At 52.3% G+C, this 24578-nt stretch carries 22 protein-coding genes; 10 read left to right on the forward strand and 12 right to left on the reverse strand.

The window, feature by feature from the left end; genetic code table 11:
• The first annotated feature begins 161 nt into the window (after positions 1–161).
• The gene (fadD, locus tag F3J40_RS09705; protein WP_167014131.1) at positions 162–1838 is read left to right on the forward strand and encodes a long-chain-fatty-acid--CoA ligase FadD; all 1677 of its coding nucleotides are present in this window, start codon (positions 162–164) and stop codon (positions 1836–1838) included.
• A gap of 98 nt (positions 1839–1936) precedes the next feature.
• The gene (gene rnd, locus F3J40_RS09710; RefSeq protein ID WP_167014133.1) at positions 1937–3058 is read left to right on the forward strand and encodes a ribonuclease D; all 1122 of its coding nucleotides are present in this window, start codon (positions 1937–1939) and stop codon (positions 3056–3058) included.
• Positions 3059–3094: 36 nt separating this feature from the next.
• Here the strand turns inward: rnd and minE are convergent, their stop codons facing one another.
• From minE to minC, 3 genes are read right to left on the reverse strand one after another with little or no spacing between them, the layout of a single operon-like run.
• The gene (minE, locus tag F3J40_RS09715; protein WP_017346332.1) at positions 3095–3364 is read right to left on the reverse strand and encodes a cell division topological specificity factor MinE; all 270 of its coding nucleotides are present in this window, start codon (positions 3362–3364) and stop codon (positions 3095–3097) included.
• Between the two features lie 3 nt (positions 3365–3367).
• Positions 3368–4180 (reverse strand): septum site-determining protein MinD, encoded by an 813-nt coding sequence (minD, locus tag F3J40_RS09720; protein WP_167014136.1) that lies wholly within the window; start codon positions 4178–4180, stop codon positions 3368–3370.
• 33 nt (positions 4181–4213) lie between these two features.
• Positions 4214–4924 (reverse strand): septum site-determining protein MinC, encoded by a 711-nt coding sequence (minC, locus tag F3J40_RS09725; protein ID WP_026042436.1) that lies wholly within the window; start codon positions 4922–4924, stop codon positions 4214–4216.
• A 153-nt stretch (positions 4925–5077) separates the two neighbouring features.
• On the opposite strand from minC, the gene F3J40_RS09730 reads away from it, so the two are divergent.
• The 3 genes from F3J40_RS09730 to ycgN all read left to right on the forward strand — a co-directional run bounded on the left by F3J40_RS09730 (position 5078) and on the right by ycgN (position 6767).
• On the forward strand, positions 5078–5353 hold the full coding sequence (locus F3J40_RS09730; RefSeq protein ID WP_017346329.1) for a YcgL domain-containing protein: 276 nt from the start codon (positions 5078–5080) through the stop codon (positions 5351–5353).
• A gap of 242 nt (positions 5354–5595) precedes the next feature.
• Positions 5596–6255 (forward strand): fumarylacetoacetate hydrolase family protein, encoded by a 660-nt coding sequence (locus F3J40_RS09735; RefSeq protein WP_167014138.1) that lies wholly within the window; start codon positions 5596–5598, stop codon positions 6253–6255.
• A gap of 62 nt (positions 6256–6317) precedes the next feature.
• Positions 6318–6767 (forward strand): cysteine cluster protein YcgN, encoded by a 450-nt coding sequence (gene ycgN, locus F3J40_RS09740; RefSeq protein ID WP_017346327.1) that lies wholly within the window; start codon positions 6318–6320, stop codon positions 6765–6767.
• 1 nt (position 6768) lies between these two features.
• On the opposite strand, the gene dsbB is transcribed toward ycgN, so the two are convergent.
• The gene (dsbB, locus tag F3J40_RS09745) at positions 6769–7299 is read right to left on the reverse strand and encodes a disulfide bond formation protein DsbB (protein ID WP_167014140.1); all 531 of its coding nucleotides are present in this window, start codon (positions 7297–7299) and stop codon (positions 6769–6771) included.
• 261 nt (positions 7300–7560) lie between these two features.
• On the opposite strand from dsbB, the gene fadR reads away from it, so the two are divergent.
• On the forward strand, positions 7561–8280 hold the full coding sequence (fadR, locus tag F3J40_RS09750; RefSeq protein WP_167014142.1) for a fatty acid metabolism transcriptional regulator FadR: 720 nt from the start codon (positions 7561–7563) through the stop codon (positions 8278–8280).
• A 47-nt stretch (positions 8281–8327) separates the two neighbouring features.
• Here the strand turns inward: fadR and F3J40_RS09755 are convergent, their stop codons facing one another.
• Entirely contained in the window at positions 8328–9866 is a 1539-nt protein-coding gene (locus F3J40_RS09755; RefSeq protein ID WP_017346324.1) for a SpoVR family protein, read from the reverse strand.
• A 493-nt stretch (positions 9867–10359) separates the two neighbouring features.
• Between F3J40_RS09755 and F3J40_RS09760 the strand changes: the two genes are divergently transcribed.
• Positions 10360–11661, forward strand: coding sequence for a D-amino acid dehydrogenase (locus tag F3J40_RS09760; protein WP_026042435.1), 1302 nt, complete (start codon positions 10360–10362; stop codon positions 11659–11661).
• Positions 11662–11679: 18 nt separating this feature from the next.
• Positions 11680–12750: a catabolic alanine racemase DadX gene (gene dadX, locus F3J40_RS09765; RefSeq protein ID WP_167014144.1), complete on the forward strand. Its 1071-nt coding sequence runs from the start codon at positions 11680–11682 to the stop codon at positions 12748–12750.
• Here the strand turns inward: dadX and F3J40_RS09770 are convergent.
• The 4 genes from F3J40_RS09770 to F3J40_RS09785 all read right to left on the reverse strand — a co-directional run bounded on the left by F3J40_RS09770 (position 12743) and on the right by F3J40_RS09785 (position 17917).
• Positions 12743–13936: a multidrug effflux MFS transporter gene (locus F3J40_RS09770; RefSeq protein ID WP_167014146.1), complete on the reverse strand. Its 1194-nt coding sequence runs from the start codon at positions 13934–13936 to the stop codon at positions 12743–12745. The two genes, dadX and F3J40_RS09770, sit on opposite strands and share 8 nt — an antisense overlap.
• A 119-nt stretch (positions 13937–14055) precedes the next feature.
• Positions 14056–15525: an undecaprenyl-phosphate galactose phosphotransferase WbaP gene (gene wbaP / locus F3J40_RS09775; RefSeq protein WP_167014148.1), complete on the reverse strand. Its 1470-nt coding sequence runs from the start codon at positions 15523–15525 to the stop codon at positions 14056–14058.
• A 356-nt stretch (positions 15526–15881) separates the two neighbouring features.
• Positions 15882–16115: a DUF1480 family protein gene (locus tag F3J40_RS09780; protein ID WP_017346319.1), complete on the reverse strand. Its 234-nt coding sequence runs from the start codon at positions 16113–16115 to the stop codon at positions 15882–15884.
• Positions 16116–16189: 74 nt separating this feature from the next.
• A complete protein-coding gene (locus tag F3J40_RS09785; RefSeq protein ID WP_167014150.1) occupies positions 16190–17917 on the reverse strand; it encodes a potassium/proton antiporter in 1728 nt (575 codons plus the stop codon).
• A 342-nt stretch (positions 17918–18259) separates the two neighbouring features.
• On the opposite strand from F3J40_RS09785, the gene F3J40_RS09790 reads away from it, so the two are divergent.
• Positions 18260–18793, forward strand: a complete 534-nt coding sequence (locus F3J40_RS09790) for a C40 family peptidase (RefSeq protein ID WP_167014152.1) — start codon at positions 18260–18262, stop codon at positions 18791–18793.
• 116 nt (positions 18794–18909) lie between these two features.
• Here the strand turns inward: F3J40_RS09790 and F3J40_RS09795 are convergent, their stop codons facing one another.
• The gene (locus F3J40_RS09795; RefSeq protein ID WP_167014154.1) at positions 18910–20190 is read right to left on the reverse strand and encodes a YeaH/YhbH family protein; all 1281 of its coding nucleotides are present in this window, start codon (positions 20188–20190) and stop codon (positions 18910–18912) included.
• A gap of 77 nt (positions 20191–20267) precedes the next feature.
• Positions 20268–22202, reverse strand: a complete 1935-nt coding sequence (gene yeaG / locus F3J40_RS09800) for a protein kinase YeaG (RefSeq protein ID WP_017346315.1) — start codon at positions 22200–22202, stop codon at positions 20268–20270.
• A 615-nt stretch (positions 22203–22817) separates the two neighbouring features.
• Between yeaG and F3J40_RS09805 the strand changes: the two genes are divergently transcribed.
• The gene (locus F3J40_RS09805) at positions 22818–23639 is read left to right on the forward strand and encodes an aldo/keto reductase (protein WP_167014472.1); all 822 of its coding nucleotides are present in this window, start codon (positions 22818–22820) and stop codon (positions 23637–23639) included.
• Here F3J40_RS09805 and F3J40_RS09810 read toward each other — a convergent pair.
• The gene (locus F3J40_RS09810) at positions 23636–24514 is read right to left on the reverse strand and encodes a D-hexose-6-phosphate mutarotase (RefSeq protein WP_167014156.1); all 879 of its coding nucleotides are present in this window, start codon (positions 24512–24514) and stop codon (positions 23636–23638) included. The genes F3J40_RS09805 and F3J40_RS09810 overlap by 4 nt on opposite strands.
• Positions 24515–24578 lie beyond the last annotated feature (64 nt).

Below are 24578 nucleotides of genomic sequence, written 5' to 3' on the forward strand. Positions count from 1 at the left end.
TTTTATTTTTCAGGGCCATAGTCGACGCGATTTTAGTGATGCGTCTCGCAAGGCTGCGATTCCACGCAGAGCAAACTGGTACAATCAGTTAAAATATTGTTAATTCATGCGTAACCAGCGAGGCGGCTATGGCGATTCAGTATAATTATCGGGGTGGATCCTTGAATAAGGTTTGGCTAAAGCGCTATCCGGCAGATGTGCCGGCAGAAATTAATGCAGATCGCTATCAATCGCTGATTGAGCTGTTTGAACAGGCCGTCGAGCGCTATGGTGACAAAACCGCGTTTGAAAACATGGGCAAGTGCCTGTCATTCAACCAACTTGAGCAGCAGAGTCGGGCTTTTGCCGCCTGGTTGCAGCACGGATTGCAGTTAGAGCGGGGCGATCGCGTTGCGTTAATGATGCCCAATTTGCTGCAATATCCGGTAGCGTTGATGGGCGTACTGCGCGCGGGCCTGGTCGTGGTGAATGTGAATCCGCTTTATACCCCCAGAGAGCTGAAACACCAACTCCAGGACAGCGGTGCGAAAGCGATTGTGATTGTGGCCAACTTCGCCCATACGCTGGAAAAAGTGATCGGCGAAACGGCGGTGAAACACGTTGTCTTAACTCAGTTGGGTGATGCGCTGGGTGCGCTGAAGGGCACGTTGGTGAATGCGGTCGTGAAGCACGTTAAACGTCTGGTGCCGTCGTTCCACCTCCCTGGGGCGATCTCCTTCCATCAGGCTTTACGTCAGGGTGAAGCGCTGAAATATCAGCGTCCTGAAGTGACCAACGACGATCTGGCTTTCCTGCAATACACCGGTGGCACTACGGGCGTTGCCAAAGGCGCGATGCTGACCCATGGCAACATCCAGGCAAACCTGGAGCAATTTAAAGCAACATACGGTTCACTGCTGCGCCCGGGAGAAGAGCGGGTTGTGACGCCGCTGCCGCTTTATCATATCTTTGCGCTCACCGTGAACTGCCTGCTGTTTATTGACCTGGGTGGCCACAATTTACTGATCACCAATCCGCGTGATATTCCAGGCTTTGTCAAAGCGCTGCGTAATTTCCGTTTCACCACCATCACCGGGGTAAACACGCTGTTTAATGCCCTGATGAATGACCCTAATTTCACCCGTATCGACTTCTCTGCCGCGCGACTGGTGGCTGGCGGTGGGATGGCCGTGCATCATGCGGTAGCTGAGCGTTGGGAAAAACTCACCGGTCACTACCTGCTGGAAGGGTATGGTCTGACCGAGTGCTCACCGCTGGTGTCGGTGAATCCCTATGACATTACACATCACACCGGTAGCATCGGTTTACCCGTGCCGTCTACGGATATCTGTGTGGTGAACGATCAGGGTGAAGAGGTGCCATTGGGTGAGCCGGGAGAGCTGTGCATCCGTGGTCCACAGGTGATGAAAGGCTACTGGCAGCGGCCAGAGGCCACTGACGAAGCGCTGAAAAATGGCTGGCTCCTGAGCGGTGATATTGTTACCGTTGACGCAGAAGGCTTCATCCGCGTGGTGGACCGTAAAAAAGATATGATTCTGGTTTCGGGCTTCAATGTCTATCCCAATGAGATTGAAGATGTGCTGATGCAGCACCCGAAAGTGCGTGAAGCGGCAGCCATTGGCATTCCGAGCGATTTAACCGGTGAAGCGGTTAAAGTCTGCATCGTGAAGAAAGATCCCAGTCTGACAAAAGAAGAGCTGTTGAGCCACTGCCGCAGCCAGCTCACGGGCTACAAAGTGCCAAAAGTGATTGAGTTCCGGGATGAACTGCCCAAAACCAATGTTGGTAAGATTTTACGTCGCGCGCTGCGGGACGAAGTGAAAACTGGCGCAGCGTAGTTTGCGCCACCCTTATGGTTGAACGCCGGCCTTGTCCGGCGTTTTTGTTGTACTAATTAGAGGCGTCGTCCCTTTGGAGGGATGGCGAAATATGTAACGTGAACTATTCACTGATAACCGAGGATCAGGCGCTGGCGGCAGTTTGTCAGCAAGCGCGCCAACACGCTGCTGTCGCACTGGATACCGAATTCGTGCGTACGCGGACTTACTATCCACAACTGGGTTTGATCCAGTTGTATGATGGCGAACAGTTGGTATTAATCGATCCGCTAGAAATTCGCGACTGGCAACCCTTTATCGATTTGCTGACTGACAGCGCGGTCACGAAATTCCTCCACGCCGGTGGCGAAGATTTGGAAGTGTTCCTGCACCGCTTCGCCGTGCTGCCGCAACCCATGATTGATACCCAAATTCTGGCCGCGTTTGCCGGGCAGAATCTCTCCTGGGGCTTTGCCGCGATGGTAGCGCATTATCATCAGGTTGAACTGGATAAGAGCGAAGCCCGTACCGACTGGCTGGCGCGTCCGTTAACCGAACGCCAGTGTGAATATGCGGCGGGTGACGTCTACTGGTTGCTGCCGATTGCGCACCAGTTAGTTAAACAGGCGGAAGAAGCGGGTACGCTTAACGCTGCGCTGAGTGAATGCAATACGCTGTGCCAACGTCGCCTCGATGTACTGGACCCACAGGATGCCTGGCGGGATATTACCAATGCCTGGCAGTTACGTCCGCGTCAGCTTGCGGCATTGCAGTTGATGGCCGACTGGCGTCTGCGCCTGGCGCGTGAAAAAGATATGGCGGTGAACTTCATTGTGCGTGAAGAGAACCTGTGGAAAGTCGCGCGTTATCAGCCGGGTTCGCTGGGTGAGTTGTCGCACCTGGGACTGGGCGGACATGAGATTCGCTTCCATGGCAAAACCTTGCTGGATTTGGTTGAGCAGGCACAGCAGCTCGACGAAGCGAGTTTGCCAGCACCGTTGCCTAATCTTATCGACCATGCAGGCTACAAGCAGATCTTTAAGGCCATCAAAGGGGTGGTGCAGGCAACCAGCGAAAGCAGTGGTTTCAGCCCTGAGTTATTGGCTTCACGCCGTCAGATCAACCAGGTGTTGAATGTGCACTGGGGCATTCGTCCACAGACGCGCACCCCAGAGCTGCTCACCGGCTGGCGTGGTGAACTGATGAAAGCGGATATCGACGCCATACTGGCCTCCGCTTAAAAAAATCCCCCCTGATAGCAGGGGGGATTTCTCGCGTTATTTTTCCGCTTCTTCCGCTTCTGGCAGCGTTACGTTGAGCTCCAGAATCGAAATGTCTTCACCGCGTTGTTCCAGTTGAACGGTGACCATTTCTGGATCAATCTTCACGTATTTGCAGATCACTTCCAGAATATCGCGCTTCAACTGCGGCAGATAGTGTGGCTCGCTGTCGCCTCTTCTGCGCTCAGCAACGATAATCTGTAACCGCTCTTTCGCGATGTTAGCGGTGTTCTTCTTTCGGGATAAAAAGAAATCGAGTAATGCCATGGTTTATCCCCCGAACAGGCGTTTCAGGAAACCCTTCTTCTCTTCTTCAATAAAGCGGAAGGGGCGTTCTTCACCGAGTAAACGTTCCACGGTGTCGGCATAGGCTTTACCTGCATCTGACTGATCGTCAAGAATCACAGGCTCACCCTGGTTAGAGGCGCGAAGCACCGACTGGTCTTCTGGAATGACACCAACCAGTGGAATACGCAGAATTTCCAGCACATCTTCCATGCTGAGCATATCGCCACGGCTAACGCGACCCGGGTTGTAACGGGTGAGCAGCAAGTGCTCTTTCACCGGATCTTCACCGTTTTCAGCACGACGAGACTTGGAAGAGATAATGCCAAGGATACGGTCTGAGTCACGGACTGAGGAGACTTCCGGGTTGGTGGTAATGATGGCTTCATCGGCAAAGTAGAGCGCCATTAATGCCCCGGTTTCGATACCGGCTGGGGAGTCACAGACGATAAAATCGAACTCCATGGCATTCAGGTCATTCAGCACTTTTTCAACCCCTTCACGGGTCAGTGCGTCTTTGTCACGCGTTTGTGAAGCGGGGAGAACGTAGAGCTGCTCGGTGCGCTTGTCACGAATCAATGCCTGATTCAGCGTGGCATCACCCTGAATCACGTTAACAAAGTCGTACACCACGCGGCGCTCACACCCCATGATCAGGTCAAGGTTACGCAGGCCAATGTCAAAATCGATGACGACGGTTTTTTTGCCTTTTTGCGCTAATCCCGTCGCAATGGCCGCGCTTGACGTGGTCTTGCCAACGCCCCCTTTACCTGATGTAACTACAATAATGCGTGCCATAATGTTGATTTCCTTAACGAAAGAAAAGGGGCCTTAACTAAGAGTCTGTATTGCCAGCTCGCCATCTTTGAGACTGAGGCGTGCGGCTTTGGTATAAAATTCTGCCGGTATCTGATCGCTAATCCAGTACTCTCCGGCAATGGAGACCAGCTCGGCTGAAAGATTGGTGCAGAAAATCTGGCAGGCGCGATCGCCACTGGCACCCGCCAGCGCACGACCGCGCATCATGCCGTAGACATGAATATTACCGTCTGCGACCAGTTCTGCCCCAGCGCTCACGTGACTGGTGACAATCAGGTCAGCATTGCGGGCATAAATTTGCTGACCAGAACGCACTGGGGTATTGATCACGCGGGTTTTATTAATGGCGGGTTCGGCTAACACAACGGGTTTTTCCGGTTCGACAGGGGCTTTGGGCTCTTCACGTTTCTTGCCCTCTTTCCCTTCCGTTAACACCGGAATGCCTGCGCGTGTCAGCGTTCGCTTCAGTGTTTCGTCCTTACAACCGCTGACGCCGATAATGCGTAAGCCGGTGGCAAGCACGGCCTGCTGTAACTGCTTCCAGTTTACCGGTCCCTCTAATCCTGCAACATTGAGGACTACCGGGGCATTTTTCAGGAACTGAGGCGCTTGCGCGATTTTCTCCTGCAGTGCCTGGCGAATAACCTCCGGCTGCGCCTGGTGCAGGTGGACAACAGACAGGGTGAAACTACTCCCTTTTAATTCAATTGGCGTTTGTGACATCTGTCCCGATTCGTCCTGTTCCATGGACCGCCTGACCCGTGCCGGATAAATCGCATTTAAGTCAGAGCAGTCAATATTCGAAGTACTGCAAGCATGTTATAGTTACTGCTATATTCAGGCAAGCCACCATCTTTGTTAATTCGAGTAAAAAATATGTTTTGTGTGATCTACAGAAGCCCGCAACGTGACCAGACATATCTCTATGTTGAAAAAAAGGACGATTTTTCCCGCGTTCCTGAAGAGCTGCTGCGCGGCTTCGGCAAGCCGCAGCTGGCGATGGTGATTAACCTCGCCGGGCGCGAAACGCTGGCCAATGCTGACATTAATAAGGTGCGTCAGGCGCTGGAAGAGCAGGGCTTTTATTTACAAATCCCACCGCCAGTAGAAAACCTGCTTGCCAGCCATCTTGAGCGCGGTAAAAAAGCGTAATTCAGATTCATCTGTAAAAATAATATAAGACGCCCGATCTGGCGAATATATTTTACCGGGCTGCTCGCCCGGTCGGCTACGGCACTGACCGTAGCCGCTTCATTTATGCATTATGACAATTTCTGCATCAACTTCGTGGTCAATCCAGCTTATTATGTCTTTGCTGTCGCGTTCCGACGGTCAAAGGAATAGCACATCGCCAGCTAAGCTGGCGGCAAACATAAATGAAGCAGGGGATTAGCATGTATCAGCATCGTAATTGGCAAGGCGCGTTACTCGATTACCCAACCAGCAAAGTGGTCTGCGTAGGCAGCAACTATGCTAAACATATCAAAGAGATGGGTAGCGCTACCCCCACCGAGCCAGTGGTGTTCATCAAACCGGAAACCGCCATTTGCGACTTACGTGAACCACTACAAATTCCTGGTGAGTTTGGTGAAGTCCACCACGAAGTTGAGTTAGCGGTGCTGATTGGCGCAACGCTGAAGCACGCCAGTGAAGAACATGTGGCGAAAGCGATTGCCGGTTATGGCATTGCGCTGGATCTCACTTTGCGTGATGTACAAGCCGGTCTGAAGAAAGCAGGCCAGCCGTGGGAAAAATCGAAAGGCTTTGATAATTCCTGCCCACTGTCCGGGTTTATTCCCGCGAGTGAATTCCAGGGCGATCCGCAGGACACAGAGCTTAAACTGGTGGTGAACGGTGAAGTCCGCCAGCATGGCACCACGGCAGACATGATTCATAAAATCTTACCGCTGATTGCCTACATGAGTCGTTTCTTTACCCTGCGCGCAGGTGATGTCATTCTGACCGGTACGCCGGAAGGTGTGGGTCCGATGCGTAGCGGCGATACGCTGGAAGTCTCGCTTGCCGGGCAAAGCATCAGCACGCGCGTGCTGTAAAACTTGCAACGCCGCACCTGAATCGCTATAAGGTGCGGTTTACTTTTTATGTGGGTATTAACATGAGCGACATTCCTTTCTGGCAGACCCGAACGCTGGAGCAGATGAGCGATGAGGAATGGGAATCCTTATGTGACGGTTGTGGCCAATGCTGCCTGAACAAGCTGCAGGACGCCGATACCGATGAGATTTATTTCACCAATGTGGCCTGTAATCAGCTAAACATCCGCACCTGTTCCTGCCGTAACTATGAGCGCCGTTTCGAATATGAGCCGGACTGCATCAAACTAACACGTGAGAACCTGACCAGTTTTAACTGGCTTCCGCGCACCTGTGCCTATCGTTTACTGGGTGAAGGCAAGACGCTACCGGCGTGGCATCCGTTGCTGAGTGGCAGCAAGCAGGCGATGCATGCACAGCGTATTTCTGTGCGCTACATCGCCGTACGGGAGAGTGAAGTGAGGAACTGGGAAGACCATATTATCGATCGTCCCGACCAGCACGGGGTCTGACTCAGCGCCCAAACAGGTCGCGTTTTGCCGGACGCAAAATCTGCGCGATTAGCACCAGCACGGCCACCAGTAAATACAGGGCAAAAATCCCGACCAGCCATTGCGGCATACTCAGGTTGAACAGCGTCCAGCTGCGCTCGGCACAGTCGCCAGTGGCAACAAAGACGGATGGCAGCCATTTGTCCAGTGGCAGCCAGGTTGGGAAGCGGGCGGCAAAATCACAGGTCACGAATGGGTTGGGGTGCAACTGGATCATGGTGTGTTCCCAGGCCAGACTCAGCCCTTTAATCGCACTGCCAATCCAGATCAGTAATGCGACATAGCGCAGCGGTGTCTTCGGGGCGATAGCACCCACGATGCCGGCACCCATCACACCAAACAGGGCGCAACGTTCATAAATACACATTACGCAGGGTTTGAGTAGCATCACATGCTGAAACCACAGTGCGGTTAACTCCAGTCCGAATGCTGTGAGGGCCAACAGCAACCATGCTCCACGCCCATGCGAGGATTGATTCAGATATCGCAACATAAGGTTTTCCCTGTAAATAGTAACGTCACGCAGTGTAAACCATCGGGCGGTGGATGCCATCTGTCGAGGGGGGAAAAAGAGTGCATAAATATGATCTTAATCAGAAATGCCGCAAACGGTTAACCGATTACATTTATCTGTAGTCTAAAGTGCAATTTTTTTTGGCTACTCACGTTTTTCCCGTGGCTTCAACTATATCCCGCTTTTTGCCTCTGGTATGATGAGCCCCATTATGAGAGAGAAAGCGACGAGAAAACGGCTATGGTGATAAAGGCGCAAAGCCCTGCGGGATTTGCTGAAGAGTACATTATTGAAAGCATCTGGAATAGCCGCTTTCCCCCCGGTTCTATCCTCCCGGCTGAGCGTGAGCTGTCGGAATTGATTGGTGTTACCCGCACCACCCTGCGCGAGGTGTTACAGCGCCTGGCTCGTGATGGCTGGCTCACCATTCAGCACGGTAAACCCACCAAGGTGAATGATTTTTGGGAAACCTCGGGCCTCAATATTCTCGAAACTCTCGCCCGCCTCGATCACGATAGCGTCCCCGTGTTAATCGACAACGTGTTGTCCGTGCGCACCAACGTCGCCTCCATTTTTATTAGCCGGGCGATCCGCCACCATGCCGATAAAGCGCGCAGCGTGCTGGAAGCGGTTAACCAGGCTAGCGATCAAGCAGAGAGCTTTACTGAACTGGATTACCGTATTTTCCGCGGGCTGGCTTTTGCTTCAGGCAATCCGATTTATGGTTTGATTCTGAATGGGCTGAAAGGCTTGTATACTCGCGTCGGACGCCACTTCTTCTCTAACCAGGAAGCTCGCAAGCTGGCCGCCGATTTTTACCGTCAGCTGTTGGCACTGTGTGATACAGAGCCAACGCAGGAGATGATTGTGGAAGCCGTGCGTGAATACGGTCGTCGCAGCGGTGAAATCTGGCACAGCATGCAAGGCAATTTACCGGAAGACCTCAGTCCAAAGCGTTAATTGTGCAGAGATAAAAAAAGCGGCCACCAGAGCCGCTTTTTTCATGCTTACAGGGAAGGTGAGCCGCGCGGTGGGCAGCGGTCCAGCAGTTCAACGCCACCATCCTCGTTTTGCTGCTCCAGAATCACATCGAAGCCCCACAAACGATGCACGTGTTTCAACACATCACGACGGCTGCGATCCAGCGGTGTTCTGCTCTGCGGAACGTAACGCAGGGTGAGGGAACGATCCCCGCGCAGATCAACGTTATACACCTGAATATTCGGTTCGAGATTGCTCAGGTTATACTGTGCGGAGAGTTGCTGACGAATCGCCCGGTAACCGGATTCATCGTGGATCGCCGCGATCTCCAGGAAGTTGTTACGATCGTCATCCAGTACCGTAAACAGGCGGAAGTCGCGCATCACTTTCGGTGACAGGAACTGGCTGATAAAGCTCTCGTCCTTAAATTCACGCATGGCAAAGTGCAGCGTTTCCAGCCAGTCAGACCCGGCGATGTCCGGGAACCAGTAGCGATCTTCTTCGGTGGGCTGTTGGCAAATGCGTTTAATGTCCTGGAACATCGCAAAGCCCAGAGCATACGGGTTGATCCCGCTGTACCACTGGCTGTTGTAGGAGGGCTGATAGATCACATTGGTGTGACTATGCAGGAACTCCATCATAAACCGCTCTGTCACTTTCCCTTCATCGTACAGATGGTTAAGAATGGTGTAGTGCCAGAAAGTGGCCCAGCCTTCGTTCATCACCTGCGTCTGTTTTTGCGGATAAAAATACTGGCTGACTTTACGCACAATCCGCAAAATCTCACGCTGCCAGGGTTCCAGCAACGGGGCATTTTTCTCCATAAAGTAGAGCAAGTTTTCTTGTGGCTCAGAAGGGTAGCGGGAAGCCTGTACGTGTACTTCTTCTTTGTCACGTCTTGGCAGCGTGCGCCACAGGGTGTTCACCTGGCTTTGCAGATACTCTTCCCGGCTTTTCTGGCGCGCAGTCTCTTCCTGTAGAGAGATCTTCTGCGGGCGTTTATAGCGGTCTACGCCATAGTTCATCAAGGCATGGCAGGAGTCGAGCAGTCGCTCCACCTCTTCAACACCGTAACGCTCTTCGCAATCCGCGATGTATTTTTTCGCAAACAACAGGTAGTCAACAATCGAACTGGCATCGGTCCAACTGCGGAACAGATAGTTATTTTTAAAGAAAGAGTTATGCCCGTAGCAGGCATGAGCCATGACCAGCGCTTGCATGGTCATGGTGTTCTCTTCCATTAAATAAGCAATACAGGGATTGGAGTTGATGACGATTTCATAGGCCAGACCTTGCTGCCCGTGTTTATAGCGTTGTTCTGTTTCAATGAATTTTTTACCAAACGACCAGTGAGCGTAGTTGATGGGCATACCCACGCTTGAATAGGCATCCATCATCTGTTCGGAGGTAATCACTTCAATCTGGTGCGGGTAGGTATCGAGACGGTAGAGTTTTGCTACCCGGTCGATTTCCGCCAGATACACATCGAGGAGCTCAAAGGTCCAGTCAGGCCCGTCACTGAGACGTTGATTATGCTTGATAGGATCGTCAAAGAATGTCGTCATAGCGCACCTCTGTTTTGCCAACCAATTAAGGCGGTCGTGGTGATATAGGGGCCTCATCCTGCGCCCTGGAGAACCTGAAACTACTGCGCACACACTTCAATGATAGTTCACTGTCTCCTATCCGAAACCAGAACTCAATTTAAATATTTGGTAGAAAATCACTTCTTTAAATCAAAAAAAACTTACCATAGAATTTAATTCTAATTATCCTGAAAAGTCAGGATTTAATAGCTGTTTATAAGGCAAAGTTATTACCCCGATTGAATGTGCTGAAAAAAGTGCTTTTAACTGTTTTTGTCATGTGAATGATTAATATTTGAACAATAAAGCGCATAAATCACTGTATTTTTAATTTGAAAAAGATTTTAGTTACCCAAATTCGTAAACCAGGGTGAAATGAATTCAGAGATTTTGTGAGTAGTGGCCATGGCAGATGCTCTGGCTAACGTTTAAATTGTAGATGATTGTGCTCATCGGGTTCGTCGGGGGACGTATGCGGGTAGTGATTCTGGGAAGTGGTGTGGTGGGCGTGGCAAGTGCCTGGTATTTGGCACAAGCCGGTCATGAAGTGACGGTGATTGATCGCCAGGAAAATGCCGCGCTGGAGACCAGCGCAGGTAATGCAGGCCAGATCTCTCCCGGATATGCGGCACCCTGGGCGGCGCCAGGTGTTCCGCTAAAAGCAGTTAAATGGATGTTCCAGCGTCATGCTCCTCTGGCGATCCGTCTCGACGGCAGTCGATTCCAGCTCGAGTGGATGTGGAATATGCTGCGTAACTGCGACATGAACCACTATCAGCAGAATAAAGCCCGCATGGTGCGTATCGCCGAATACAGCCGCGATTGCCTGAAAACGCTGCGGGAGGCCACCGGCATCGCCTATGAAGGACGCCAGGGTGGCACGCTGCAACTGTTCCGTACCGAGCAACAGTATGAAAGCGCCAGTAAAGATATTGCCGTATTACAAGAAGCGGGCGTGCCCTATGAGCTCCTGAAAGCGAGTGAGTTGTCGCGCATCGAACCGGCACTGGCCGCAACCCAGCATAAACTCACCGGTGGCTTGCGTCTGCCGAATGATGAAACCGGCGACTGCCAACTGTTTACGCAGCGTCTGGCAAAAATGGCCGCTGAGGCGGGTGTGAAGTTCCGCTTTAACACCTCGGTCGATCAGCTATTGCGCGAAGGTAATCGCATTTACGGTGTGAAGTGTGGTGAGGAAGTGATCAAAGCGGATGCCTACGTGGTGGCGTTTGGCTCTTACTCTACCGCGCTGTTGCATAATATTGTGGATATCCCGGTTTATCCGCTGAAGGGCTACTCATTGACCATTCCGGTAAAAGACAGCGCTGCTGCACCGGTCTCTACCATTCTGGATGAAACCTACAAAGTGGCGGTGACCCGCTTCGATCAGCGTATTCGGGTCGGCGGCATGGCGGAAATTGTTGGTTTTAACACCAAACTGCTGCCTGCGCGTCGGGAAACACTGGAGATGGTTGTGCGCGATCTCTATCCTGAAGGCGGTCACATTGAACAGGCCAGTTTCTGGACCGGTCTGCGTCCAATGACGCCAGACGGCACGCCAATCGTGGGTGCAACGCCGCTCAGCAATCTGTGGCTCAACACCGGTCACGGGACGCTGGGATGGACAATGGCCTGCGGTTCAGGCCAACTGTTGGCCGATTTAATTTCCGGCAAGCGTCCAGCCATTGCAGCAGACGATCTGTCCGTGTTTCGTTATTTGTCGGGGAATTCCGGGCAGGCCGCGCCACTGCGTGATGCCAGCGCGACCCGTTAAGCATCAGGGAGAAGTAGAATGTCACGTCCCGTTTTTGCCACCATTGATCAGCAAGCGCTGCGTCATAACCTGTCTGTTGCGCGTCAGGCAGCACCGGGTTCGCGTATCTGGTCAGTGGTGAAGGCTAACGCCTATGGTCATGGTATTGCCCGTGTCTGGCAGAGCCTGTCAGCCACCGATGGTTTTGCGCTGTTGAATATGGAAGAAGCAATCCTGCTGCGTGATGCAGGATGGCAAAAGCCTATTTTGCTGCTGGAAGGCTTTTTCCACGCGGAAGATCTGGACCTGATTGATCGCTATCGCTTAACCACCAGCGTACACAGCAGTTGGCAGATCCAGGCGATTGCCAACGCATCGCTTTCTGCGCCAATTGATATCTACGTCAAAGTGAATAGCGGGATGAACCGTCTCGGGTTCCGCCCGGAACAGCTACACAATGTGTGGCAGAAGTTGCGTGCCTTACCGAATGTTGGCGATATGACCTTAATGGCGCATTTTGCCGACGCAGAGAATCCGCAGGGGTTGGTGGAGCCGCTTCAGCGTATTGAGCATGCCGCCGAAGGGCTGGCCGTGCCGCGTTCGCTCTCTAATTCTGCCTGCACATTGTGGCATCCTGAAGCGCACTACGACTGGGTACGTCCGGGGATCATTCTGTATGGCGCATCCCCAAGCGGTGAGTGGCAAGATATTGCAGAAACCGGCCTGAAACCGGTGATGACCTTACAAAGTGAGATCATTGGTGTGCAACAGCTCCAGCCTGGAGACGGTGTCGGCTATGGCTATCGTTATCGTGCCTCGCAGCCGCAGCGTATTGGTGTTGTCGCCTGTGGTTATGCCGATGGTTATCCACGTCACGCGCCGAGTGGCACGCCAGTGGCTGTGGATGGCATTCTGACGCAGGTCGTTGGGGCAGTTTCAATGGATATGATAACGGTCGATCTGACCCCATGCCCGGATGCGGGTATTGGCTCAACCGTGGAACTCTGGGGCAATCAGGTCAAAATCGATCAGGTGGCAAAAGCGGCCGGTACGGTAGGCTATGAGCTGATGTGTGCTCTGGCACCACGCGTACCGGTGAAGGTTATTTAATTTCGCGCAGGGTTCCCTGTACGCGCTTACTGCAGCGCCAGGCGATCAACGCCAGCGCTGCACCTACCAGCATCATCAGCGCCAATGCCGACTTTGCTGCAATCGGCAACGCCACTGCCAGTAAACTGGCGCTGGCGGCGCCCGCCATTTGAATAAATCCTTGCAGGGCAGAGGCCACGCCCGCCTGTTGCTGATACGGCTCCAGCGCATAGCTGGTGGCAGGACCAACGGTAAAGGCAAGACCCGCGACTGAGATACCTACCGGGATCATGTAGAGTGCCCAGTGTGTCTGGAGCTGCGCGGCGAACAGATGCTGACCGCCGATGAGCAGGGCCGCACCCACCAACATGGCGAAGGTCCCCACCATCAGGCAGAACGGCCTGCCAACTTTACGGATAGTACGGTTAGCTATGGTGCTGACGAACATGATCCAAAAGCCATTCAACCCAAATGCGATAGAGAATTGCAGGGCAGTGAGTCCGCCGTTGGTCATCAACACATCCGGTGCCAGCGACACATACGTCAGTACCATGCCCAATGCGCCAGCATTAGCACAAGCAAAAGCGATAAAGCGGCCGGAACGAAGAATGGCAGCGTACTGGCGCAACGGCAGCCCGCGCACCCGCAATGTATCTGCCGGGCGAGTTTCGGGTAAGAAACGCAACACCAGCAGCAAGATCACCGCTGCATAAACGCACAGGAACCAGAAAGGCGCACGCCAGCCAAATGCCTGAGCCAACAGGCCGCCCAGCAGTGGGGCAAGGGCAGGGACAATATTCAGCGCACCATTGAGGAAGCCATAGGCGCGGGCCGCGTCATCGCCTTGCAGACGATCTCGCACGCCGCTGAATGCAACCACAGCACTACAACAGACCGCACAGCCTTGCACCAGGCGCGCCGTTAAAAATAGCGGCCAACTGGTCGCAGTGGCGGTGATTGCGCTGCCAGCGAAATATAACAGCAGCCCAGCGATGGCGATGGGTTTACGGCCATAGTTATCCACCAGCGGGCCACTGACCAACTGGCCGAGCCCCATTACCAGCAGGAAAATCGGGATGGTGGTTTGGATATTTTCAATGGGTGTATTCAGTCCCAGCGCAATTTGCGGCAGCGTGGGCAGATAAAGGTCAATACCGAGCGGGGCCAGCAGGACCAGACTGAGCAGTAACAGAGTAAATTTTTGCATGGCAGGCCGGTGTTTCCAGAGGAAAAAGATTTGAGAGGGTAATGATTCAGGCGGGAAAAGGGAAGAGTGGTCAGGGAGAAATTGTCATACCTGGTATCAGGTATGACAATCAACCTTACTTAGTAGGCACCGTCGCGGCGGAAAACCACACCCGCGGTTTTAAACAGGATCGCAATGTCAGTCCACAGCGCCCAGTTTTTCACATACCAGGAGTCAAAGTAGACGCGGGTATCATAGTCGATATCATTACGTCCGCTGACCTGCCACAACCCGGTCATCCCCGGTTTCGCCATCAGGTAATAATCCACGTCGCCAGCATAACGTTCCAGCTCTGCTTCAATCACCGGACGCGGCCCGACCAGACTCATCTCACCACGCAAGACATTCCAGAGTTGGGGCAGCTCATCCAGGCTCGTTTTCCGCAGAAATCCGCCAATTTTGGTGATGCGCGGATCGTTTTTCAGTTTGAAATCCCGATCCCACTCTGCCCGGGCTTCCTCACTGGTGGCCAGTAACGTCTCCAGTACCTCTTTAGAGTTGGTCACCATTGAGCGAAACTTCAGGCACTTAAACTTCTGCCCCTCGTGACCCACACGTTCATGACCGTATATGGCATTACCCCCGTCTCGTTTGACCATAAAACACAACAAGCCAAACACAGGCGCGAGGAACAGCAGCAGTAAGGAGGCAACAACGATATCGAAAGTGCGTTTCAGCAGGCGTGAAGAGTGTTTTGCCAGATTATTGCTGACGCGCAGGATCATCACTTCGTGGCTGAAAATAAATGACATGTCCGTGCCGTACAGCGGCACACCGCGCAGTGTAGGCACCACTGACACCGAACGGCATTTCATTTTAGAGAGGAATTTCAGCCATTTGTCGCGTACCGGCTGCTGCTCAAACTCCATAGCCACGATGAACTGGGTATTCTCGCGGTCTATGGTCTGCCAGTTAATATCTTTCCAGGTGATAACCGGCACGCCATTGACGCTCTCTGGCCGCTGCTCATCACACTCCACCGCAATGAAGGCCTGTACGTTGTAGCCTAAGATCTCTTCACTCTGCAACGCGGCGTAGGCTTCACGGGCATTCTTACCGGAACCAATAATAATGGTCTCTTTCTGCCACTGACCTGCACGGTTAATGGCCTGTTTTACGACGGCACGAAACAGCGGTAGGAGCAGCAGGGCAAAGCTCCAGCTAAACAACCATACCAGACGCGAGAAGTCCCACTTGGAGAAGGCAATCAGTGCCAGATCCAGCAGGGAGAAGACCACCAGGGTTTTGACAATCTCTTTCAGCTCGAACCAAAAAGGTTTGCGATAGGTGTAGTGGCGTAAGCGCATCCAGAACCATCCTGTGCATACGACAGACATCACAAACTGCGCCACAAAACGGTACTCAATCTGTTGTGGTGGAATGAAGCTGTTCAAATCGCCCCATATTCCCTGAATAGTCACCGCCGATAAAAACAGGGCCAGGTTGAGGGCAAGGAGATCGGAAATGCTTAGCGCTAATTTAACGATAATATTTTTACGGAACCCGCTCCATGAGCGAGTATTTGCATTTAAAACTATTGTACTTGCCATATAACCTGCTCTCTTTACTGGAGTAAAAGATGGTCTGATTAGAATCAAGTACGCGTTCAGGATGAGAATGTCATTGCCACAGGACTGCAAGCCAGGAAGCTAAAAAAACAGAAAAATCAAAGCAATGCATTCACCTTCGGCGAGTACATGTTTTACTTTTTGAATAAAATGATGACTCAGGGAGTATGCATTAGAAGTAGAACACTGGGAACAGGGTAAAAATCTTAAATTACTTTTTAACCAAGTGGACACTTTGCCGAAGAGAGCAAATGAATGACACGGCGAGGAAAATAAATTTTTTAGGATTAACGCCATATATCAGAATAAACGCCAGCCACCAGGGCTGGCGAAAACAATTAAGCGGGGCGGTTTAACACCCAGCTGTCCTGTTCTTTATCGTAATGGTCGATTTTCAGATCCATGCGACGACCATCGATCCACGCCGGGACGCTGGTTTCGTGATCCCAACCATCCAGCTGATAACTCAGGCCTGGATTAGTATTGCAGGGGATGCTGACGTCCCGCACATTGTTGGGATTGAACTCAGCATCAACGATTTCATAGCGCCCAATCTTGACTACATGACCCATAGCAACCCCCAGTAAATTGACCATAAGATAACCATAGTCATTTATGGCACGGATCAACGCCAGTGGCTTTCAGATTATTCTCTCTCTTCTGTGACCTTAACCCCAATTTTGGCGATACGGTTGTCCTCTTTCTCTGCCACGGTCCAGATAAGATTATTCCATTCGACCTGATCGCCCACCACCGGGGTACTGCCCAGCATCGCCATAATCAGCTGACCCAGTGACTGCTGCTGGTTGGTTTCTTCATCGATGTCGAGGCCATAAATTTGTGCCACATCCCCCAACCGTGCTTCAGCATCAAGAATAAAGTCACCAAAGAAGCGTTGGTCCATGGCAACGGGCGGTGACTGGCTAAACATTTTGCCCAGCGCAGAGAGATCGCGTTCACGTCCAATCACGCACAGCACATCCCCCTCTTTTAGCCGCGTGTTGTTGCCGGTGGGCAACAACACATTGTCACGAAACAAGGCGGCAATCCGGGTATCTCGCGGCATTTGTAAATCACGCAGTGCAGCGCCAACACACCAGTTATCTGCACTCAGTTGGTAAACAAACTGTTCCCACGGATTTTCCGGGTGAATATCCAGCCCAACGCGGCTGATGGGTGACGCGGTGGGAGGGACAATGACCTTGGCTTTTTTCGCCGCAAACCCCAGTGATGTGCCCTGAAGCATTAACGACACTAATACCACAAAGAAGGCGATATTGAAGTAAAGACGGGCGTTTTCCAACCCGGCCATCATCGGGAACACCGCCAGAATGATAGGGACCGCTCCACGTAACCCCACCCAACTGATGAAGATGCGTTCACGTCCGGTAAAACCACGGAACGGCAGTAGCCCCACCAGAATCGACAGCGGTCTCGCCACCAGAATCAGCCACAGGGAAAGGATCATCGCGGGCACCGCGATATGCCATAAGTCAGACGGGGTGACCAGCAGGCCAAGCACGATGAACATGCCGATTTGGCTCAGCCATGCCATACCATCAAAGGTTTGTAGAATGCCGTAGCGGTTGCGGATCGGGCTATTGCCTAACAGGAATCCACACAGATACACCGCCAGAATACCGCTGCCTTCCAGTAGGGTGGTGAGGGCGAAAACCAGAATGCCGCCGCTCACCGCCAGCAGGGGATACAGACCCTGAGGCAGGCTGATGCGATTGATAATTTGCTGTAGTGACCAACCGCCACCGAGGCCCAGCACGATACCCAGGCCGAACTGCTGCACCAGATGGACAAGGAACATCCAGCTTAATCCATGCTGACCTTGTTGAATCATCTCTATCAGGGTGATGGTTAAAAACACGGCCATCGGATCGTTGCTACCTGACTCAATCTCCAGGGTGGCGCTGACGCGCTCATTCAACCCTTTGTCGCCCAACAGGGAAAAGACCGCCGCGGCATCGGTTGAGCCGATGATGGCACCAACCAAAAAGCCCTGCATGATATCGAGATTAAATAGCCAGGCGGCCATCATGCCCGTCAGCCCAGCGGTAATCAGCACGCCAATGGTTGAAAGCGATAGCGCAGGCCCGAGGGCCACGCGCAAGGAGCTGGCTTTAGTACGCATGCCGCCGTCGAGCAGAATCACGGCCAGCGCGAGGTTAGACACCAGATAGGCAACGGGGTAGTTATCAAAGGCGATGCCGCCAATGCCGTCCACGCCGGTCAACATCCCAAGAGCCAGGAAGATAACCAGAATGGGGATCCCTAAGCGGGATGAAAATGAACTGAGCAGGATGCTGGCGGCCACCAGCACGGAACCGATAATGAAAAGACTGTAAATAACGCTGGTGTTCAAAAAGGGGATCTCCTGCAGAGCAAAATGTGCGGTAAATCAGGGTAGGGACCCCATCCAAGATAGTGGTTAAACAAACGGTTGCAAGTATAAGATGCAGATAAATGGCGCTCTGAGTGCTTTTACCGCTGCAGAAGCCAGTTTTGTCATGAACATCTCAGTGCCCCCTCAGCCATAGTTACCGGTCAGATACAGTGTTGCACGGCAATTATGAAATAAAATTTTGCATTTTTGTGCGCTGACACCACGATTCTATACTTTCTTTTATGTGTCAATTTGCTAATTTGACACAATAATTGCCCCTTAACCGCCTGAAATGGCCATTAATGACGGTTTATTTGCCTCATGGACAACCCTGTGCACAAACTCGCGATTCTTGCTCTGATATTTTGTGTGACTGCCTGCTCCAGCCATAAGGGGCAACAGCCGGTTAACCAAACCGCCGATCAAGGCGCTGCAACTGCAAATCCAGATATGATTGCGGTTGTAGCGGCATTACACGATCAAATGCATCATTGGGAAGGATCGCCTTACCAGTGGGGCGGTACGCAGCTAAAAGGGGTAGATTGCTCCGGGTTTGTCTGGCGTACGCTGCACGATCGTTTCAATATGAATATGGATCGTATCACCACCGCCGAACTTATCCGTATGGGTAAACCGGTGAAGAAGAGTAGCCTGCAACCGGGCGATCTGGTGTTCTTCCGCATTAAAGGGGAATTGCACGTTGGGTTCTATGACCTGAACGATAATTTCCTGCATGCGTCCTCCAGCCAGGGTGTCACGCGTTCTTCGCTGAACAACCCATACTGGCGTTCAGTCTATCTTGAGGCGCGACGTTTGCCGCAGGAGAGGAATGCCACTATTACGCTGAATGGCTAAGCGGCGATTAAACAACTGGGGTGTTGTAAACGCAACATCCTGATAGTTGTTTAAGTTTTTGAGTATTAATTGGGATGGAAGAAAAAAGCAGCCAGAGATGACTGCTTTCGCCTGTGTTAACGCGGTTCTTCAACCTGCTTGCGGAACAGCTCACGGAATACCGGATAGATATCTTCCGGTTCACGAATATGCTGGATGGCAAAATTATCAAACACAGATTGCAGGTGCTCGTACTCACGCCATAGCGTCTGATGCGCCCGGCGAGTGATTTCGATATAGCTGTAGTAGCGCACCACTGGCAAAATGTGTTTTGCCAAAATTTCATGGCATAGCGGTGAATCATCCGCCCAGTTATCCCCGTCCGAGGCTTGCGCGGCGTAAATGTTCCACTGCGCCGGGTCGTAGCGTTCTTTAACCACTTCATCCATCAGCTTCAGTGCGCTGGAGACAATGGTCCCGCCGGTTTCCTGGGAGTAGAAGAACTCCTGCTCATCCACCTCTTTGGCCTGCGTATGGTGACGAATGTACACCACATCAACGTTTTTATACGTCCGGCTCAGGAACAGATAGAGCAGAATATAAAAGCGTTTTGCCATATCTTTAGTGGCTTGATCCATCGAACCGGAAACGTCCATCAGGCAGAACATCACCGCCTGGCTGGAAGGTTCGGGGCGCTTCTCAAAGTTTTTGTAGCGTAAATCGAAGGTATCGATAAACGGCACGCGATCGATACGCGCACGCAGTTCGGCGATCTCCTTGCGTAAACGCTCCTCTTCCAGCAGTTGCACCGGTTCAGTGTTTTCGATTTCACTCAGGGTCTCTTCGAGTTCACGTAGCATGCGGCGCTTGCCTGCCGTCATGGCGGTGCGACGTGCCAGCGAGTTCTGCAAAGAACGGACCACACTGATATTGGCGGGAACGCCATTGGCCGTGAATCCCGCCCGATGGGTTTTATACTCATTCAACTGGCGGTGCTGATTTTTGCGCAAATTAGGCAGCGCCAGATCTTCAAACAGCAAATCCAGATACTCATCTTTTGAGATCTGGAAGACAAATTCATCCTGTCCTTCACCATCCTGGCTGGCATTACCCTGGCCACCACCGCCGCCTCCGCCACCACCTTGCTGGCGTTCGATGCGGTCATTCTGCACAAAGTGGTCGTTCCCTGGATGGACGCGATGACGGCTGCCACCGCGACCCTGATGGAAACTTGGCTCGTTGATATCGTCAATTGGAATGGAAACAGACTCACCGCTCTCAACATCGGTCACCGAGCGTTTATTGATGGCCTCGGAGATCGACTGCTTGATTTGCGATTTATAACGACGTAAAAAGCGCTGCCGGTTGACCGCACTTTTATTTTTGCCGTTTAATCGCCGATCGATGAAATAGGCCATAAAATTCCCCCAAACTGCATTGTAAGCCGGGTCGGCCAAAGCCGACCCTGATAGAAACGCTTGCTTACAGACGATGGTTATGAAGACTTACGCACGCGCAGATACCATTCGCACAGCAGGCGGACTTGCTTGCGCGTATAGCCTTTCTCCATCATGCGGTCGACAAAATCATCATGTTTTTTCTGCTCATCGGTCGATGTTTTGGTATTGAACGAAATCACCGGCAGCAGCTCTTCCGTGTTGGAGAACATTTTTTTCTCGATCACGGTGCGTAACTTCTCGTAACTGGTCCAGTTCGGATTGCGGCCACTATTATGGGCACGGGCGCGCAGCACAAAGTTGACAATCTCGTTACGGAAATCTTTCGGGTTACTGATACCCGCCGGTTTCTCGATTTTCTCCAGTTCAGCATTCAGTGACTCACGGTCAAATAACTGTCCGGTATCAGGATCGCGATACTCTTGATCCTGAATCCAGAAGTCCGCATAGGTCACGTAGCGGTCAAAAATGTTCTGACCATATTCAGAGTAAGATTCCAGATACGCAGTCTGAATCTCTTTGCCAATGAACTCTGCATATTTAGGGATCAGATAGCCTTTCAGGTGCTCAAGGTATTTCTCTGCCAGCTCCTGCGGGAATTGCTCACGTTCAATCTGCTGTTCCAGCACGTAGAACAGATGAACCGGGTTAGCCGCCACTTCCGCGTGGTCAAAGTTAAACACGCGTGACAGGATTTTAAACGCGAAACGGGTGGAGAGACCGTTCATGCCTTCATCAACCCCAGCGTAGTCGTGGTACTCCTGCCAGGACTTAGATTTCGGGTCGGTATCTTTCAGGCTTTCCCCGTCATAGACGCGCATTTTTGAGTAGATGCTGGAGTTTTCCGGCTCTTTCAAACGGGAAAGAATCGAGAAGCGGGCCAGCGTTTCCAGGGTGCCCGGTGCGCAAGGCGCAGAGAGCAACTCACTGCTGTTTAACAGTTTCTCGTAAATCTTAATCTCTTCCGATACACGCAGGCAGTAAGGCACTTTGACAATGTAAACACGGTCGAGGAAGGCCTCATTGTTTTTGTTGTTACGGAACGTCACCCACTCAGATTCGTTAGAGTGCGCGAGGATAATCCCGTTAAACGGCAGGGCAGAGATACCCTCAGTCCCGTTATAGTTACCTTCCTGCGTGGCGGTCAGCAGGGGGTGCAGCACTTTGATCGGTGCCTTGAACATCTCGACGAATTCCATGATGCCCTGATTCGCACGGCACAGCGCACCAGAATAACCGTAGGCGTCGGGATCGTTCTGGGCATGGTTTTCCAACTTACGGATATCCACTTTACCCACCAGGGCTGAAATATCCTGGTTGTTCTCATCACCCGGTTCGGTTTTGGCAATCGCCAACTGTTCCAGAATGGATGGCCAGACTTTAACGACTTTGAAGCGAGTGATATCACCGCCAAACTCATGCAGGCGTTTAGCCGCCCACGGCGACATAATGGTGCCAAGGTAACGCCGGGAAACACCATACTCTTTCTCCAGAATATTGGCGTCTTCCTGCGGATTGAACAGGCACAGCGGGTGATCGTTAACCGGGCTACGTTCGCCATCGGCGCTCAGCACGTAGATAGGCACGCGCTGCATCAATGATTTTAGCCGCTCCGCCAGGGAGGATTTACCACCCCCAACCGGGCCGAGCAGGTAGAGAATCTGTTTCTTCTCTTCCAGTCCCTGGGCGGCATGTTTGAGATAGGAGACGATCTGCTCAATGGCTTCTTCCATGCCGTAAAATTCTTCGAACGCCGGATAGCGGGCGATCACACGGTTAGAGAAGAGGCGAGAAAGGCGAGGCTCCTGGGCAGTATCAACCATCACCGGCTCACCAATAGCCGTTAACAGTCGCTCTGCGGCGTTTGCGTATGCACTGCGGTCCTGCTTACAGATAGTCAGAAATTCCTGCAAGCTGAACTCTTCGTCTTTAGCTGCTTCATAGCGCTGACGATAGTGATCGAATATATTCATAGCGATGCCCGTCCTTTCGTTTTTAGCACAGGTAAAGGAGCGTAATTACAATGCTCGTGCAGCTCCCGGAAGATATTCTCTTAATGAGTACAGCAACCCTCATGCCAACCTGATGTTTTTATCCAGATACACAATTCTTATGGTTACTCTGCTCGTACTGCTTACTCGTCCTACTTCTAACTGTAGATGGCATTGAAGAAATTTTCTCTGCGATTGTCGATCATTTAGCGATTAATCAATAACAAAGTCTGATAACGGCATTAGCGAAGCGCAAAAGTTCACGATGAAATCTGCCTCAAATGGGGCACCTCCAGCGGCACCTTGGCCTGGGAGAGAAAGTCTGACAAAGGTGTTGCTTCAGACCTTATGAACATTGTTATATTTATGGCGTGAATAAATTGTGAAGCAATTCAAACTTAACGCGTATGCCATATTGTTGTCATCCCCCTGAGTGCCATTTTGTTTAACCTGTCGCAAAGGTTAACACTCAAGGGAAAGCCTATTTTGTGATTGAGCATGCACCATTGTGGGGGGTAATTCTTTGCCACCCCAAAACAGGGCACCAAAATTGTGCAGGAGAGCATTGTGACAAAGTCAGTCATTTTTCCCGGTGAAATGCCGTTACCCGCCATTGGTCAGGGCACCTGGTTTATGGGCGATGATCCCGGCTTACGGCAACAAGAAGTTGGTGCCTTACAGGCTGGACTGGAACAGGGACTGCGTGTTATCGACACTGCTGAAATGTATGCTGACGGCGCTGCAGAAGAGGTGGTTGGAGAGGCGCTACGCGGGCGTCGCGATCGGGCATTTTTAGTCTCTAAAGTGTATCCCTGGAATGCCAGTGAAGTTGATGCCGTTGAGGCCTGTGAACGCAGTTTACGGCGCCTGCAGACGGACCGGCTGGATCTCTACCTGCTTCACTGGCGCGGTAATATTCCGCTGGAGGAGACGATCCGTGCCATGGAACTGCTCCAGCAGCAGGGGAAAATCCGCCATTGGGGGGTGTCGAACTTTGACGTCGACGATCTGGAAGAGCTGTGGCAGGAACCCGGCGGCACGGGCTGCGCGACCAACCAGGTGCTCTATCATCTGGCCTCGCGTGGCATCGAATACGATCTGTTGCCAGATTGCCAGCAGCGTCAGATCCCCATTATGGCCTACAGCCCACTGGCGCAGGCAGGCCGACTCCGCCAATCGTTGTTTAGTCATCCACGGGTTGTGGAATCTGCGCAGCAGCTAAATATCAGCGTGGCGCAGTTGCTACTGGCCTGGGCGATCCGTCGAGACGGCGTGATGGCCATTCCAAAAGCCAGTTCGGTGGCACATGTACGCGACAATGCTGCGGCATTGGAAGTCACCTTGCATGACGACGTGCTGATGGCCCTGAATCAGGCTTTCCCGCCGCCACAGCATAAGCACACACTGGATGTCGTTTAAGCTTTGTCAGTGCGCAGTCTGAACGTGGTTGCCAGCCGGGCAGGGCGTTCAGCTGCACTGATCAGCGGTTCATGGATACGCGCCGTCTCTACGCACACCATGGTTTTATAGCCATCGTTGCTCATATCCGCCATGCTGCAAGAGAGCTCTGGCCCTGGATTCCAGGTAACAACATCACTGTGATAGTGATGATAAATTTCAATAGCACGTGCGCCTGCACCATCCTGGATCACTGAGCAATCGGATGGTTGGGTAAATATACGGTCGATTCGCCCAGGGTAGCGCTGTTTGCCCTCGCTTTGCCCCTCAGCATCCGCGTTGACCTTGTCAATGAAATGCGGCCCCAGTCCACTGACCTCAACCTGTTTAATATCTGCGACATTGAAATAGCTGTGCAGCGCGGCGGTGGCAGAAAACTCGCCGTGGGCTTCCAGCTCAATCTCACAGTGCTGACCCAGGCGGAACCGTGCGATCAGGGTAAATTCATGTGGCCATAACTTCTGAGTTTGCGCATTCGACTCCAGCACGAAGGTCAGCATCACGCCTTTTTCATCCGCGTTATGTGCCGACAGGGTCCAGGTTTGCGTGCGAGCGAAGCCATGAGCCGGGGTTCCTGCCGGGCCAAACCATGGCCAACAGATAGGGACGCCGCCGCGCAAGGCTTTTCCGCTCTGGAACGGCGTCTTATCGCTCAGCCACAGCACCGGTTTTTCACCCGCGGGCTGCCAGGCGAGGAGATGAGCGCCTTGAGTCGCAATCGCAGCGCGTACCAGGGGATGGTTAATGACTAATAGCGGCAGCTCATCTTTTTGCCGAAGTGAAAGATAGGGGGAGATTTGCTTCACTACCGGTAAGGAAAATAGCGTGTCGTGCATAAAACCTCCGTGGTTAAGGCAATAAAAAAGGCGACCGAAGTCGCCCTTATCGTTGCTATGTTGT

This window comes from Candidatus Pantoea multigeneris, from assembly GCF_011752615.1.
Taxonomy (GTDB): Bacteria; Pseudomonadota; Gammaproteobacteria; order Enterobacterales; family Enterobacteriaceae; genus Pantoea; species Pantoea multigeneris.

Bases quoted from the DNA above. Each gene is read 5' to 3' on its own strand.
- minE (WP_017346332.1), bottom strand. From the start codon at position 3,364: ATGGCATTACTCGATTTCTTTTTATCCCGAAAGAAGAACACCGCTAAC.
- minD (WP_167014136.1), bottom strand. From the start codon at position 4,180: ATGGCACGCATTATTGTAGTTACATCAGGTAAAGGGGGCGTTGGCAAG.
- minC (WP_026042436.1), bottom strand. From the start codon at position 4,924: ATGTCACAAACGCCAATTGAATTAAAAGGGAGTAGTTTCACCCTGTCT.
- F3J40_RS09730 (WP_017346329.1), top strand. From the start codon at position 5,078: ATGTTTTGTGTGATCTACAGAAGCCCGCAACGTGACCAGACATATCTC.
- F3J40_RS09735 (WP_167014138.1), top strand. From the start codon at position 5,596: ATGTATCAGCATCGTAATTGGCAAGGCGCGTTACTCGATTACCCAACC.
- ycgN (WP_017346327.1), top strand. From the start codon at position 6,318: ATGAGCGACATTCCTTTCTGGCAGACCCGAACGCTGGAGCAGATGAGC.
- dsbB (WP_167014140.1), bottom strand. From the start codon at position 7,299: ATGTTGCGATATCTGAATCAATCCTCGCATGGGCGTGGAGCATGGTTG.
- fadR (WP_167014142.1), top strand. From the start codon at position 7,561: ATGGTGATAAAGGCGCAAAGCCCTGCGGGATTTGCTGAAGAGTACATT.
- F3J40_RS09755 (WP_017346324.1), bottom strand. From the start codon at position 9,866: ATGACGACATTCTTTGACGATCCTATCAAGCATAATCAACGTCTCAGT.
- F3J40_RS09760 (WP_026042435.1), top strand. From the start codon at position 10,360: ATGCGGGTAGTGATTCTGGGAAGTGGTGTGGTGGGCGTGGCAAGTGCC.
- dadX (WP_167014144.1), top strand. From the start codon at position 11,680: ATGTCACGTCCCGTTTTTGCCACCATTGATCAGCAAGCGCTGCGTCAT.
- F3J40_RS09770 (WP_167014146.1), bottom strand. From the start codon at position 13,936: ATGCAAAAATTTACTCTGTTACTGCTCAGTCTGGTCCTGCTGGCCCCG.
- wbaP (WP_167014148.1), bottom strand. From the start codon at position 15,525: ATGGCAAGTACAATAGTTTTAAATGCAAATACTCGCTCATGGAGCGGG.
- F3J40_RS09780 (WP_017346319.1), bottom strand. From the start codon at position 16,115: ATGGGTCATGTAGTCAAGATTGGGCGCTATGAAATCGTTGATGCTGAG.
- F3J40_RS09790 (WP_167014152.1), top strand. From the start codon at position 18,260: ATGGACAACCCTGTGCACAAACTCGCGATTCTTGCTCTGATATTTTGT.
- F3J40_RS09795 (WP_167014154.1), bottom strand. From the start codon at position 20,190: ATGGCCTATTTCATCGATCGGCGATTAAACGGCAAAAATAAAAGTGCG.
- yeaG (WP_017346315.1), bottom strand. From the start codon at position 22,202: ATGAATATATTCGATCACTATCGTCAGCGCTATGAAGCAGCTAAAGAC.
- F3J40_RS09805 (WP_167014472.1), top strand. From the start codon at position 22,818: ATGCCGTTACCCGCCATTGGTCAGGGCACCTGGTTTATGGGCGATGAT.
- F3J40_RS09810 (WP_167014156.1), bottom strand. From the start codon at position 24,514: ATGCACGACACGCTATTTTCCTTACCGGTAGTGAAGCAAATCTCCCCC.